Genomic DNA, 13,165 nt, shown 5'->3' with positions numbered 1-13,165 from the left:
CCATGCCTCTAACTGGCCCTAACAAAAGCGGGTTGATCATGTGACTGTCGGCTTGGTCGCTCGTTGATGGGGGCATGGGGAAGCGTCAGTCGCGGCCATGGATCGTGTCGGACGAACTGTGGTCGCTGATCGAGCCGTTGCTGCCCGAACCGGCACCGAAGCAGGTCGAGGGACGGCCGCGGCTGCCCGACCGTCAGGCCTTGTGCGGCATCCTGTTCGTCCTGCACACGGGTATCCAGTGGGAGTACCTGCCCCAGGAGCTCGGCTTCGGATCGGGCATGACGTGCTGGCGGCGCCTGGCGGCCTGGAACGAGGCCGGCGTCTGGGACCAACTGCACCAGCTGCTGCTGAACAAGCTGCGGTCGAAGAACCAGCTGGACTGGTCCCGGGCGGTGATCGACTCCTCCCACGTCCGGGCCGCACGCAGGGGCCCAAAAGCGGACCCAGCCCGGTCGACCGCGCACGACCGGGCAGCAAGCACCACATCATCACCGACGGTCAGGGCATCCCGCTCGCGGTGTCGCTGACCGGCGGAAACCGCAACGACGTCACCCAGCTCCTGCCCCTGCTCGACAAGATTCCAGCGGTCGCGGGAGTCGTCGGCCGGCCACGACGCCGCCCGGACGTGCTCTTCGCCGACCGCGGCTACGACCATGACAAGTACCGCCGGCTCCTTCGCGAGCGGGGCATCCGACCGGTGATCGCCGAACGTGGCCAGCCGCACGGCACCGGCCTGGGCACCTTCCGCTGGGTCGTCGAGCGGACGATCTCCTGGCTGCACGGCTTCCGCCGCCTGCGCATCCGCTGGGAAAGACGCGACGACATCCACGAGGCCTTCCTCGGCCTCGCCGTCTGCCTGATCACCCACCGCCACGTCCAGAGGCTTTGTTAGGGCCAGTTAGAAGGTGTTGTCTTTTCGATCTTGAGGGATGCGCGTCGAACGGGAGTCCCGATCGGGTGGTCGCGGGGTGCTGGGTGCATAGGAACAGGGCCTCCTGAACAGCTCGTTGGTGTCTAATCACCGAGCAGCAGGAGGCCCTGGTGCACCAGTCTTGCGTGCCGATGGCCGGGCAGTCCAGCGCGGTCACCTGGGAGTGTGACTGCCTGGCTCACCGGTTCGGGAACGCCGCCGACAACGGGATGCGGCGGCCGCGCTACCCGACGGATATGACGGACGAGGAGTGGGCCCGGGTGCTGCCGCTGCTGCCGGTGCCGGGCTGGATGCGCGGCCGGGACGGCCGGCCGGAGGCGTATTGCCACTGCTCGATGCGATCCGGTATCTCGTGGACAACGGGATCAAGTGGCGGGCGATGCCCGGCGACTTCCCGCCGTGGGACCGCGTCTATGCGTTCTTCCGCCGCTGGCGCGACAACGCCCTGGTCAAGGAGTTCCACGACCGGCTGCGCGCGAGGGTCCGCGAGGAGCTGGGGCGGGACGCGGAGCCGACCGCCGCGGTGATCGACTCGCAGTCCGTCAAGGCGGACGCCGTCGTCGGCGGGGACAGCCGGGGCTTCGACGGCGGCAAGCTGATCAACGGCCGCAAGCGGCACGTCGTCGTCGACACCCTCGGCCTGCTGCTGGGCGTGATGGTCACCGCCGCGGATGTCGGCGACCGCACCGCGGCCCAGGTCCTGCTCCGGCAGGTCGCCGACATGGTCGAGGCTGATCTGCTGGGCAACCTGGTCGGCATCGATGAGGTCTGCTGCCTTCAGGGCGATGCCGGTCAGGCAGCCGCGCTGCAGGCCGGCCGCGTCCATTAGCTGGTAGGCGACCATGCGCAGGTCCTCGTCGTGTCCGGACGGCTCGGCAAGGCGGCGGGTCTTCTCCCCCGCGGTGCCGCCGGCGAACGTCAGGGGCAGGGTGAGGGCACAGGTGGCCTGGCCGCGTCGGCGCAGCAGCCGGCCGAGCTGGACGACCAGGCCGAGGAGGGCGGCGCGGACGGCAGCGCCATCGAGCGTGTGCTCTGTAGACGTGTGGCGGACGGTGGCGGTGGCGGGCAGGTCGCGGGGGACGACGGGACGGGGGTCGATGCCGCGGGCCCGGTCCGCGGCCTGCCGGCCGGCCTTGCCGCCCAGCAGGCGTTGGACCGTGTCGGCCCACCACCCACACCTGGCAGGACGTCGAGGCGGAGCTGTGCGACATGCTGATCACGGCGCTGGTGACCCTCCGCACCCTCACCCCGGACGCCCGCGCGGTCTTCGCCCACCACCTGGCGAGGGTCACGAACCGCTCATTGGGAGCGGCCCGACCGGCTCAGTCCTGACCGACAGCCGCCCGCCTGCTCCCACTCACCCGGAGGCCTCCCAGACGTCCGTGAGGGTTCGAGGTCTCGATCAGCATCCGAGGCAATCCGCAAGCATCCGAAGGACGGTCAGGCCGACTCGCGCCGCACGAGCCGGTGGGCGAGGACGATCTCGCGCGCCGGACCCGTCTCGCCCTCCATCCGGTCAAGGAGCAGCCGGGCCGCCGAACGGCCGATCTCGCGGGCCGGGTTGAGGACGGTCGTCAGGGCGGGCGTCACCATGGCGGCCGCGTCGATGTCGTCGTAGCCGGTGATGGCGAGGCGACCGGGCACGTCGAGGCCGCGCTGCCGGGCCACGTCCAGGGCACCGATCGCGATCAGGTCGTTGGCACAGACAAGAGCGTCGGGCGGATGCGGAGCGTCGAGCAGCCGCGCGGCCCCCGCGCGACCGCCCTCGCGGGTGAAGCCGGTCCACGCGACAAGCCCCTCGGGCACCGTCAGACCGGCGTCACCGAGCGCCTGCGCGTAACCCTCGAACCGTTCGCCGCCCGGCTCGACGCCCTGCTCGCCGCCGATGAACCCGATGTTCCGGTATCCCCGCTCGCGCACCAGGTGGCGTACGAGGTCACGCATGCCCTCAGTCTCGGCGGCCCGCACGACATCGCCCGGACCGTCCGCCAGACGTGAGCCGAGGCGCACCAGCCGCGCCCCGGACGCGGTGACGAGGTCGAGATCCGCTCGTCCGGCGCCGTACCGGCCGATGATGATGCCGTCCATTCGGCGGGCCGTCAGCCTGCGCAGTACCGCCGGGAGGCCGGGTCCCTGCATGGGGGCCTCGCAGACGACGGTGAGGTATTCGCCCGTAAAGGCGATCTCCTGTACGCCCGCGGCGAGTTCGGTGTTGAACGGATTGGTGATGTCGGGCACGACAAGGCCGAGCGTGTGCGTGCGCTGGGTGCGCAGGCCGCGCGCGGAGGGGTCGGCCTGGTAGCCGAGCCGGCGCACGGCGTCCTCGACCCGGGCCCGGGTCGCGGCGGAGACCGGCCTGCGTCCGCTGATCACGTGCGACACGGTGGTCACGCTCACCCCGGCCGCGGCCGCCACGTCCACGATCTTGACGCGGCCCTCGCCGTACACACCGCGCACCATCGCCTCGCTCTCACCGCGCCGATCCGGTTTCCGCGGCGCCGATCCGGTTTCGTCGACGCCGTCGAGTGCACCCTACCCAAAACACAAAACGTTTTGTAGTGTGCTCGCCATTGCGCCACCGCAATGCCATCCTGACCTCAATCCATGCGATGCAAAACGATTTGGATTCACGGTATGTCTCCCAACCGACCCTCCACTCAGGGCCGTTCACGGTGAGCGGCTCCCTCGGCCGCCGCGGCCTGCTCCGCGCGGTGCTGGGCGCCGCACTCACCGCCGCGGGCGGGACCCTGACCGGCTGCTCGTCCGGCGCATCCGTCGGCGCGGCGGGCCGACGCACCGTCCGCCTTCTGGGCCCGGAGACGCCCGAGACGTTCCGCCCGGTCATCCGGGGCTTCGAACGCGCCCACCCTGACCTGCGCGTCGCCTACACGGCGGTCCCGCCGACCCAGCTCAACGACGTGCTCCAGCTGCGCCTGTCCGCCAAGGACGCCGCCATCGACGTCTACTGCGTCGACCAGCCCCGCGTCCCGGCCCTCACCGCGCGCGGCTTCCTCACCGACCTCTCCGACGTCCAGACGCGGACCCGGGCCGCGGTGACCCGTGAGCAGTACGAGATCAGCTCCTGGAAGGGAACGCTGCGCTGCCTGCCGGTGTGGACGTCCACCCAGTACCTGTTCTACAACGCCGACCTGCTCCAGAAGGCCGGTGTCACCCGCCCGAAGCCCGACCCGGCCGAGCGCTGGACATGGGAGCGGATCCTGGGGGCGGGACGGCGCGTCATGGACCGCACGGGCGCCGATCACGCCCTGCTGATCGAGCAGACCGACGCCTACTACGGCATGCAGCCGCTCGCCGAGTCCCTCGGCGGAGGGTCCGGCATCGTCGGCGCGGCCATGCTCACCCCGGCCGTCACCACCCGCGGCTGGATCGACGCGATGACCTGGTACGGCAAGCTGTTCGCCGACGGCCTCTCCCCGCGCGGTGTCTCCTCCTTCCAGATGGGCTCGCTGTTCACCTCCGGCCGTGCGCCGTTCTTCGTGGGCGGCCCCTGGAACCTCGGCACGTTCGCGGCCCTGAAGGGCTTCACCTGGGGCACGGCTCCGCAGCCGTACTTCGCCGGGGGCCGGCCCGTCACGCCCACCGGCTCCTGGTCCTGGGGGATCAACCCCTACAGCGACCGCCGGCAGGACGCCCTGCGCTTCATGGAGTACGCGTCGCTGACCACCGAGGGCAACCTCGCCACGGTCGCCGCGTCCCCGCTGATCCCGTCCAACCGCGCCGCGTTCGAGCGGTACGCCACCGATCTCGACCGCAAGGCCACCCGCCCCACCGAGGGCGTGGCCGCGATCATGCGGTACGAGCTGGCGCGGACCGCCGTGAGCCGGCCGCGCTCCGTCGGCTACACCCAGTTCGAGACCGTCATGGGCTCGGCCTTCTCCGACATCCGCAACGGCTCACCGGCCGCGGAGCGCCTCGCGAAGGCCTCCGACGAGCTGGTCCGCACGTGGGAGCGACTGCGATGATGACCGACACCACACCGCCTGCGCCGGCTTCCTCCGGCGAACGCACACCACCGTCCACCCCGCCCTCCTCCGGGTCGCATCCGCGCCGACCGGCTTCCCAGCTCAGGCCGGCCCTGTGCTTCCTGGCACCCGCCCTGCTCGCCCTGATCCTGCTGAGGCTGCTGCCCGCCGCGATGGCCGTGGTGGACAGCCTGCGCCATCACAGTCTGGTCGACGGCGTCACCCGTTTCGTCGGGCTCGCCAACTACTCCGATCTCTTCGGTGACCCGCAGTTCTGGCAGAGCGTCCGGGTGACCCTCCTGTTCAGTGTGATCATCAACCCGCTCCAGGTGGTCCTCGCGCTCGGACTTGCCATCCTGTTCAACCGGCGGTTCGCCGGCGTCCGCTTCTGGCGCTCGCTGGTCTTCGCGCCGATCGCGGTGCCACCCGCCGTCTCCGCCGTCATCTGGGGCATCCTCTACCGCCCCGAGGGCCCCCTCAACGCCCTCCTCGGCGCGCTCGGCGTGCCCGCCCAGCCCTTCCTCACCAGCCCGCACCAGGCCCTCTACGGCCTGATCGTGCTGATGTCCTGGGTTGGCGTCGGCTACTGGATGACCTTCCTCATCGCAGGCCTCCAGGACATCCCCGAGGAGTGCTACGACGCCGCTGCCATGGACGGAGCCAACACCTGGCAGCGGTTCGTGCACGTGACACTGCCGCTGCTGCGCCGCCCGCTGTCCTTCGTCCTGGTCGCGGTCACCGTCTCCAACTTCCTGGTGTTCGCGCCGGTGCAGCTCCTCACGAACGGCGGCCCCGAAGGAACGACCAACCTGCTCATGTACGACGTCTTCCGCCGGGCCTACAGCGTCGGTGACATCTACTACGCCCAGGCCGAGGTGGTCCTGCTCGTCGCGCTCACGCTCGCCGTCGTCGCCGTGCAGTACCGGCTCATGCAGGGAAAAGGCAAGGAGTAGCCCACCATGACCGCCCCTTCCGCCAACCGGCGCCCGTCCCCCGCCCGGCACTTGCCCGCGCTCACCGCCGTGGTGATCGGCGTGCTGTTCGTGCTGCCGCTCGTGTGGGTGCTCGCCGGGTCCCTGCGGCCCGGGTCCCAGGTGCTCGCCGGACTCGGCGACCTGTCCTGGCGCAGCCTCGTCCCGACCGACGCGACCTTCGCCAACTACGTCACCCTCTTCCAGGCCGACTTCGGCCGGGCCGTGCTCAACTCCGTCCTCGTGGCCGCGCTCACCGTCGGGGTCGGCCTGCTGCTCTCCGCCAGTGCCGCCTTCGCGCTCGCCGTCTTCGAGTTCCGCGGCCGGGGTCTCGTCTTCGCGGGGATCCTGCTCAGCTTCATGATCCCGTTCGACGCGATCGCCATCCCGCTGTCCTCGCTGTTCCGCATGTGGGACCTGCAGAACACGTACACCGGTCTGATCCTGCCAGGCATCGGGAACGGACTGGCGATCTTCCTGCTCCGGCAGTTCTTCCTGGCAGTCCCCCGGGAACTCATCGAGGCCGCCCGACTCGACGGACTCGGCTGGTGGGGCATCTTCCGCCGGATCCATCTGCCGCTGTCCAGGCCCGCCCTGATCGGCGCGGGGCTGACGCTGTTCACCTTCCAGTGGCAGTCGTACATGTGGCCCCTCCTGATCGGCACCGAGCCGGACAAGCAACTCGGCCCGATCGCGCTCGGAACCCTCCAGGGCCAGATGGTGGTGGACTACGGGCAGGTCTTCGCAGCCGCGGTTGTCCTCACGGTGATCCCGCTCGTGATCCTCATCCGGCTGCAGCGCCACTTCACCCAGTCACTGGCGAACACCGGCCTCAAGTAGCCGGCGCACCCCAGCCGCCCCGCACACACCGCACCCGTATCCGTATCCGTATCCGGAGAGGTAAGCACACCATGACGACCGACCACCCGGCCACCCCGCCCCGGCCCGACGCCCCGGCCGCCCCGGCGCACGAGGTGCTTCTGGACACGGACATCGGCAGCGACGTCGACGACGCGCTCGCGCTCGGCGTGCTCCTCGGCTCCCCGGACGCGCAGGTGCGCGGCATCACGACGGTGTATGGCGACACCCTGCTGCGGGCCCGCCTGGCCCACCGCCTGGCCGGGCTTGCCGGGCACGACCTGACCGTCGTACCCGGCGCCACGCAGACCCTTTCCGGCAAGGAGGTGTGGTGGGCCGGCCACGAGGGCAAGGCGTTCACCGACCTCGACGCCGAGCCGGTGCGCGACGACATCGGTGCCGACCGCTTCCTCGCCGAGACCGTCCTCGCCCGGCCCGGCGAGCTCGAGGTCATCGGCATCGCGCCACTCGCCAACATCGCCGGCGCGATCGCGTACGACGCCGGTTTCCCGTCCGCCGTACGCACGCTGTACCTGATGGGCGGCTACTTCGCTCCCGAGCCAAAGCCCGAGCACAACATCGTCAGCGACATCACCGCCGCCCGTATCGTCTTCGGCTCCGGGATCCCCACTGTTGTCACCGGTCTGGAGATCACCACGAAGGTACGCATCGGAAGGGACGGCATCGAGGCCATTCGCGCCGCCGGGCCCTACGGCAAGGCGCTGGCCCGCGAGATCGACGCGTGGACCGGGTTCACCGGCGAGAGCTGGAGCGTCCCGCACGACCCCATCACCGCGCTGTCCATGCTGCGTCCCGAGCTGTACGAGACGCGCAACGGGACCGTGACGGTCGACGACGACGGCCGCACCACGTTCCACCCCGACCCGTCCGGCCCGGTGCGCCTCGTCGTGGACGCCGACCTCACCACGGTGGCGGACGAGATCGTGAGCCGGATCGTACGCGCCTCGGCCTGAGCTTCAGCGGGCACCGGCCTCAGCGGGCCGCACCGCCCCGTCCCGGCCGGGCTGGCATGCGATTCTTCGAGCCGGGTGGGCGACCGGGCCCGGGCCGGGATGGTTGGGGCACACCGGCGGGACGGGCGGTGTGCACGCGGAGGAGCTGGCGGGACTGGTCTGGCTCAGCTTCCGAACACCTGGCGGTAGAGCCGCAGCCAGTTTCCGCCCGTGATCGCTTCGATCTCTGCCTCGTTGAAGCGTCCGCTCTCGCGCAGCGCGGCGGCGATGTCGGGGAACTGCAACGTGGACCGCAGCCACTCCTGAGGCGGGGCGGGCGTACCTGGCAGCGATGCCCCGGGCTGCTCACTGCGCGTCCACTTGCCTTTGCGCATCCACTCCAGCCGGTCCGGGCCGGAGTTCTGTCCAAGGTCGGTTCCGATGGCGACTGCGTCGATGCCGATCAGGTCGACGGTCCGCGCGACCATGTCGCACCACGCCTGCGGTGACTGCGCGTACGGCCCGCAGATGTTGTTGTACGTGGCAAGTCCGAGTACGCCGCCGCCTGCCGCGAGTGCCCGCAGCAGGTCGTCGCTCTTGTTGCGCGGGTGGTCGTACAGCGACCGGGGGTTGGCGTGAGTGATCGCCAGAGGATGGTCGGAGGCCTTGATCGCGTCGAAGCTGGTGCGCTCGCCCACGTGGGACAGGTCGACGAGCATGCCCACCCGGTTCATCTCCGCGATCACCTCACGGCCGAACCGGGACACCCCGCTGTCGTGCGGCTCATAGCAGGAGCCGCCGATCGCATTCTGGTTGTTGTAGGTCAGCTGCATAACGCGTAGGCCCATGTCGGTGAAGAGCTCGACGAAACCGAGCCGGTCGTTGACGGGGGAGGAGTTCTGGCTGCCGAGGACGACAGCGGTGCGCCCGGAGTCGGCTGCGGCCACGATGTCCTCGGCGGTGCGCGCGATGGTCACCAGGTCGCTGTTGGCGCGGGCGAGGTCGTTCCACGCCGCGATCGCGTCCATCGTCTCGAGCGCGTCCTCCCAGAACGACAGCGTGATGGTGACCGCGGCCATGCCGCCCTTGGTGAATTCGGCGAGGACCCTGCGGGTGAATTCGGCGAGGACCCTGCGGTCGTACCGCCCGCACTCGAGCCCGTCGATGAAGTACATGCCCTCTCTCCTTCTCGGTATCGCGGGCAACCGCGGTCAGATCGCCAGGCGGGTCGGGATGCCTGCCGCCTGCTGGTAGTCGTCGTCCTCACCGATCTCGCCGATGATCTTTCAGCCCTCGTCCAGCAGAGAGGCCCCGGCATGGCGCCGCGACAGGTCCGAGTCCGGCGTGAGCGCGTCGTTGGACCGCTCGAACATCCGCCACCACAGGTCGGTGTCGAGGTCGAAGCCCGCCGCGAGCGCATGCCGGAGGCAGCCGCCGAGCGCCTGCGGTGACTCAGTCCCACCCAGCTCTCGCCCCGAACGGGAGGCGATCAGCAGCGTGTTGCCCTCGACCCGCCGGCTCCGCCAGGGTGCACCGGGCGGCGCACGATCGTGCTCGCCATGGCCGGCCCACAGGCGACGACGGTCACATCCAGCCCGTACAGGTACGCCGCGGCGGCGAGGCCCCCCAGCAGTTCGGGTTCGACGACGTGGGCGACCTCGACCACCGCGCTGCCGGAATGTCCCCGTGCCACGAGTACGTCGAGGACGGCAGGCGCCACCAGATAGCTGGGCTGGCCTGCGCCGTCGATGACCGTGTGATCCCCGGCCCCATTGATCGCCACCCTGCCCAGTTCACCGGGGAGCTGCGCGAAGGTGCGCTCGAGCGCGCCGAGGGCGTCCAGTCCGAGCGACTGCGCGTCGACCAGCGCGTCCCGGACCGGGTACACGCAGCCCTTGGGCAGGCCGGCGACGTACAGCAACCGGCCGACGACCAGCCGCAGCTCGCGCAGTGACACGTTGGTGGCGCTCATCGGTCCTCCTGACCGCTCGGCTGCTGCGGCCGCTGCGGGTAGATCCAGTCGAGGGCGCGGCCCTCGGCGAGGTCCTGACGGGTGGGCGCACCCTGGAAGAGCAGGCCGAGGACGTTGCGGTCCAGCGAGTCCACGGTCCGGCCCAAGCCGTGGAAGGCCGCGTTCATGAAGCGGATGATGTGCACCGCCCGGAAGTCCGGGGCGAGCATGTTCATGTGCGGCGAGTGGTAATACGTGCCGCGCAGCCCCTGGATGTGCTCGACCATCCAGCGCAGGTCGGGGCGCTCGGCCAGCAGTTCGGCCACGGTCCGGTCGCCGGGGTGGTCGGTCATGGCGGCGAGGACGGTCTGGACGTCGGTCGGCAGGTCGAGCGCCCAGTTGCGGCCGCCCTCGACGTCGCCGGCCGGTCCGCGCCGCGGCTCCTCAGCGTCGCGCGACTTGTACCAGGTGTAGTAGCGCGCGTTCGGTGCGTCCATGTCGATGTCCAGTGCCCAGGCGTACTCGCTGCGTATTACCTCGGCCAGTTCGGCGAGGCTCATGCCGGGGTCGCGGACGAGCAGTTCGGAGGCCGCCTCGTCCAGCAGTGCGGCGTCGGCGTACTCCGAGTCGAGCTCGGGGAGGATGGCAGCCACGACCTCCCACGCCTCGGTGCTGATGTCGTCGGCGAGCAGCTCCAGCAGTCGCCCGCCGGTGGTCGTGCCCGGTTGCGAGTAGCTCGTCGAACCGCTCCGCGGCCACCTGCAGGCCCCGCGCGATCTCGGCCGGGTCCTCGAAGGCCCGGTAGGTGAAGGGCGCATCCGGTGCGATGGAACGCATCGCCGACCGGGTGCGCAGTCTCGTCCTCTTCGACGCACACCTCCCCCGCACCGGAGAGTCGCATGGCGACATGGTCGGCCCTGCCCGCGCCGCCAAGCACGTGGAGATGGCGGAGAACGGCGGCGAAGGCTGGTACATCCCAACCTCCGACGCCTCCTGGTACGGCGTCACCGATCCGGAGCACGCCGCATGGGTCAACCGCCATACCACGGCACAGCCGTTGAAGACCTATCAGGACCCGGTGGGAAACACCGACCGCGCCTGGAGTCACCCCGGCATGTTCATCGAATGCGTGCCGTCGACCCTGGAGCCGCACGCCCTGGACCGGGTGCGAAAGCGGCACGCGGACGATCCCGCGTTCCAGTACCGCGTCCTCGAGGCAAGTCACGACGCCATGGTCACGGATCCCGAAGCGGTGACGGAGCTGCTCCTCGAGGCGGTCGACATCGCCTGACGTCTGTGTGTCGACGCCCGGTGAGTCCACGTCGCAACGAGAGAAACGGGAGAAAGAGAATCGATGGCGTTCTCACATGTATTCAACCGGTGTGCCACTCGCCTGGGGCGTCGCCGCTCGATCTTCGCTGTCGGCCTGGCCGGGGCGGCTTTGGTCGCCGCCTGCGTCACCGGCGCGTCCGCCGAGGGCTCGGAGCCTGGTCATGCCGACAGGCCCGCGCTCGACGGAAAAACGATCAACGCCCATCTGTTCGCCCAGGTCGCGCCGCTCGATCCGCCAGGCCCTCTCGGGCACATCACCGTGTTGGAAGGGCCTGCGTTCGGTCCGAACGGCAAGCTGTACCTGCTCCACTCAACCGCACCGGCCGGCCCAGTGTCATCGCGCTCGATGTCCGCACCCGGAGAATCACGGGCATACACCAGGCCTCGACCAGCATGTACACGTCGCTGCAGTTCAGCCCGGCCGACGGCAAGATCTACCTGACCGACGTCAACGGCAAGATCGACCGTATGAACCCCGATGGCAGCGGATTCACCAACGTCGTGTCGGGTGACGTACTCGGGCGGCCGCTGGCGGCCGACGACATCGCCTTCGACCGCAACGGCGCCCTCTTCGTCACCGACTTCCAGGGCACACCCTGGAAAGCGACCGGCCGGGTGATCCGGTTCGATCCGAACGGCACCCACCCCACCCTGCTGATGGACGGCCTGGCCGGCGCGAACGGCGTCTCGTTCGATCCGACGTACTCGGCCCTGTGGGTCAGCGAGTTCCGCGCCGGGCGCACCGCCTACCTGCCGCTGTCCGCCGACCACAAGAGCGTGGTCGACCCGAGCATCGGCATGTCTGGCAACGAGGGCGTGGGCGGTTTCGACTCGAACGCCGTCGACGCCAGCGGCAACATCTACGAGGCCGCCTTCGGCGACGGGAAGATCTACGTCTACAGCCCCCACGGCACGCTGCTGGCGACCATCGTCGTGCCACAGACGATGCCGGCTCCCGAGCTGCTCACCACCAACCTCGTCATCAAGCCTGGCACCCACGATGGCTATCTGGTGGTCGGCGGCGACAACGGCGGCTTCGTCTACACGTTCCGCGCCCTGGGCCTCGGCGATGCCCAGTCCAACGGCGGGGGCGCAGGCGCCTAGCACGGGTCGACCTTCAAACCGGAGCAGGAGCACGTCCACGCATCATGTCTGAATCGATGACCCTCATCCTCGCCCAGTACGCGGCTTCCACCTCGCTGGAACGGATTCCCGAGGAGGTACGAGAACGCGCGAAACAGGTGATCCTCGACGAACTGGCCAGTGCCCACTTCGGCAGGGCGCAGCCGGCCGGCGCGCTCGCGGCGCAGTACGTCGCCGGGCTGGCCGGCCCTCCGGAGGCCCGGGTGCTGGGCACCCCCCTGCGCGTCTCCGCACCCCTCGCCGCTCTCGCGAACGGAACCGCGGGCCACGCGGACGAGATCGACGGTGCCCATGTCGTCGGCGGCCACCCCGGCGCCACACTCGTCCACGCCGCAGTCGCCATGGCCGAGCGGCAGGTGGCGACCGGCGCGGAGCTCCTCAACGCCGTGGTTCTCGGATACGACATCGGCGTCCGGCTCATCGAAGCATGCGGCGGCCTGTTCGGCGTCAAGGAACGGCACCACCTCAACGCCGACTTCCTCCATGCCGTCGCCGCCGCGGTGGCGAGCGGCTGCGGGCACTGGCGGTCACCGGTCTCGGCCACAACCGGCGGCCGGCCCCGGTCGCCGCGGCCCTCGTCGCCGATCACCTGCGGCGCCTGCCGCACACCCTGGCGACGAAGGCCGAGCGGCAGACGGCCGTCGAGCAGCTGCTCGCCCGGCATCTGCCCGCCCTGGCGCCGCTGCCCGATCCGGGCGGCCGCACGGCAGGCGCCTTGTACAAGTGGCACTGGCGCGCCGCCCCCGGCCGCCGCGCGGACGCCGTAGTGCAGGCCCTGCGGGCTGCCGGCGTGCGCGCGGCGCTGCCCGCCCGGCCGCTCCACGATACGCCCCTGTTCACCGATCCCGGCCTCGCCTCAAGCCTCGGACTGCGCGTCGCGCTCCCGGCCCCCGACAGCTTCCCCGGCACGGCCAGGCTCCTCGACCGCATGGTGGAGATCGACACCCGGGACGCGTACGAGCCGCTGCCCGAAGACGACCCGGACCCGTACGACCACGCGCTGGCCGCGGCCGCCGAACGGCTGCCCGAGACCGGCTCCTGAA

Annotated in this window: 14 protein-coding genes and 3 pseudogenes; 11 read left to right on the top strand and 6 right to left on the bottom strand. The window is 70.4% G+C overall.

Features of this window, described 5'->3' with window-relative positions; translation table 11 throughout:
• The first annotated feature begins 74 nt into the window (after positions 1 to 74).
• Positions 75 to 892, top strand: a pseudogene (locus tag AQJ11_RS47270) (IS5 family transposase).
• 289 nt (positions 893 to 1,181) lie between these two features.
• A complete protein-coding gene (locus tag AQJ11_RS37895; RefSeq protein ID WP_107120935.1) occupies positions 1,182 to 1,760 on the top strand; it encodes a transposase in 579 nt (192 codons plus the stop codon).
• Here the strand turns inward: AQJ11_RS37895 and AQJ11_RS52895 are convergent.
• Positions 1,719 to 1,919: pseudogene (locus AQJ11_RS52895) on the bottom strand (hypothetical protein); the annotation flags it as partial. The gene AQJ11_RS37895 and the pseudogene AQJ11_RS52895 sit on opposite strands and share 42 nt — an antisense overlap.
• A gap of 173 nt (positions 1,920 to 2,092) precedes the next feature.
• On the opposite strand from AQJ11_RS52895, the pseudogene AQJ11_RS52255 reads away from it, so the two are divergent.
• Positions 2,093 to 2,263: pseudogene (locus AQJ11_RS52255) on the top strand (nucleoside triphosphate pyrophosphohydrolase family protein); the annotation flags it as partial.
• A 108-nt stretch (positions 2,264 to 2,371) separates the two neighbouring features.
• On the opposite strand, the gene AQJ11_RS37885 reads toward AQJ11_RS52255, so the two are convergent.
• Positions 2,372 to 3,391 (bottom strand): LacI family DNA-binding transcriptional regulator, encoded by a 1,020-nt coding sequence (locus tag AQJ11_RS37885; RefSeq protein ID WP_059266337.1) that lies wholly within the window; start codon positions 3,389 to 3,391, stop codon positions 2,372 to 2,374.
• Positions 3,392 to 3,603: 212 nt separating this feature from the next.
• On the opposite strand from AQJ11_RS37885, the gene AQJ11_RS37880 reads away from it, so the two are divergent.
• The 4 genes from AQJ11_RS37880 (at position 3,604) to AQJ11_RS37865 (ending at position 7,717) form a co-directional block, all read left to right on the top strand.
• Entirely contained in the window at positions 3,604 to 4,914 is a 1,311-nt protein-coding gene (locus tag AQJ11_RS37880; RefSeq protein WP_059266336.1) for an ABC transporter substrate-binding protein, read from the top strand.
• Positions 4,911 to 5,867, top strand: a complete 957-nt coding sequence (locus tag AQJ11_RS37875; RefSeq protein WP_208616713.1) for a carbohydrate ABC transporter permease — start codon at positions 4,911 to 4,913, stop codon at positions 5,865 to 5,867. The genes AQJ11_RS37880 and AQJ11_RS37875 overlap by 4 nt, the downstream gene beginning before the upstream one ends.
• Before the next feature lie 6 nt (positions 5,868 to 5,873).
• Positions 5,874 to 6,725 (top strand): carbohydrate ABC transporter permease, encoded by an 852-nt coding sequence (locus AQJ11_RS37870; protein ID WP_059266334.1) that lies wholly within the window; start codon positions 5,874 to 5,876, stop codon positions 6,723 to 6,725.
• 71 nt (positions 6,726 to 6,796) lie between these two features.
• Positions 6,797 to 7,717: a nucleoside hydrolase gene (locus AQJ11_RS37865; RefSeq protein WP_059266333.1), complete on the top strand. Its 921-nt coding sequence runs from the start codon at positions 6,797 to 6,799 to the stop codon at positions 7,715 to 7,717.
• A 164-nt stretch (positions 7,718 to 7,881) separates the two neighbouring features.
• On the opposite strand, the gene AQJ11_RS37860 is transcribed toward AQJ11_RS37865, so the two are convergent.
• The 3 genes from AQJ11_RS37860 to AQJ11_RS37850 form a co-directional block, all read right to left on the bottom strand.
• Positions 7,882 to 8,871, bottom strand: a complete 990-nt coding sequence (locus AQJ11_RS37860; RefSeq protein WP_059266332.1) for a dipeptidase — start codon at positions 8,869 to 8,871, stop codon at positions 7,882 to 7,884.
• 314 nt (positions 8,872 to 9,185) lie between these two features.
• Positions 9,186 to 9,668, bottom strand: a complete 483-nt coding sequence (locus tag AQJ11_RS37855; RefSeq protein WP_059266331.1) for a hypothetical protein — start codon at positions 9,666 to 9,668, stop codon at positions 9,186 to 9,188.
• On the bottom strand, positions 9,665 to 10,300 hold the full coding sequence (locus AQJ11_RS37850; protein ID WP_059266330.1) for a hypothetical protein: 636 nt from the start codon (positions 10,298 to 10,300) through the stop codon (positions 9,665 to 9,667). The genes AQJ11_RS37855 and AQJ11_RS37850 overlap by 4 nt, the downstream gene beginning before the upstream one ends.
• Positions 10,301 to 10,473: 173 nt before the next feature.
• Here AQJ11_RS37850 and AQJ11_RS37845 point away from each other — a divergent pair, with 173 nt between their 5' ends.
• Entirely contained in the window at positions 10,474 to 10,938 is a 465-nt protein-coding gene (locus tag AQJ11_RS37845; protein WP_059266329.1) for a hypothetical protein, read from the top strand.
• Between the two features lie 72 nt (positions 10,939 to 11,010).
• Here AQJ11_RS37845 and AQJ11_RS49465 read toward each other — a convergent pair whose 3' ends face one another.
• Entirely contained in the window at positions 11,011 to 11,289 is a 279-nt protein-coding gene (locus tag AQJ11_RS49465) for a hypothetical protein (RefSeq protein ID WP_159061761.1), read from the bottom strand.
• A gap of 83 nt (positions 11,290 to 11,372) precedes the next feature.
• Between AQJ11_RS49465 and AQJ11_RS37840 the strand changes: the two genes are divergently transcribed.
• From AQJ11_RS37840 to AQJ11_RS51735, 3 genes are read left to right on the top strand one after another with little or no spacing between them, the layout of a single operon-like run.
• The gene (locus AQJ11_RS37840) at positions 11,373 to 12,083 is read left to right on the top strand and encodes an SMP-30/gluconolactonase/LRE family protein (RefSeq protein ID WP_059266328.1); all 711 of its coding nucleotides are present in this window, start codon (positions 11,373 to 11,375) and stop codon (positions 12,081 to 12,083) included.
• A gap of 44 nt (positions 12,084 to 12,127) precedes the next feature.
• The gene (locus tag AQJ11_RS37835) at positions 12,128 to 12,889 is read left to right on the top strand and encodes an MmgE/PrpD family protein (RefSeq protein WP_079082591.1); all 762 of its coding nucleotides are present in this window, start codon (positions 12,128 to 12,130) and stop codon (positions 12,887 to 12,889) included.
• Positions 12,889 to 13,164: a hypothetical protein gene (locus AQJ11_RS51735; protein ID WP_059266326.1), complete on the top strand. Its 276-nt coding sequence runs from the start codon at positions 12,889 to 12,891 to the stop codon at positions 13,162 to 13,164. Before AQJ11_RS37835 ends, AQJ11_RS51735 begins: the two co-directional genes overlap by 1 nt.
• Position 13,165: the final 1 nt, after the last annotated feature.

Source organism: Streptomyces corchorusii (genome assembly GCF_001514055.1).
Classification (GTDB): domain Bacteria; phylum Actinomycetota; class Actinomycetes; order Streptomycetales; family Streptomycetaceae; genus Streptomyces; species Streptomyces olivaceoviridis.
Note: the sequence above shows the minus strand (reverse complement) of the source record. Positions and strands in the feature narration are given on the sequence as shown.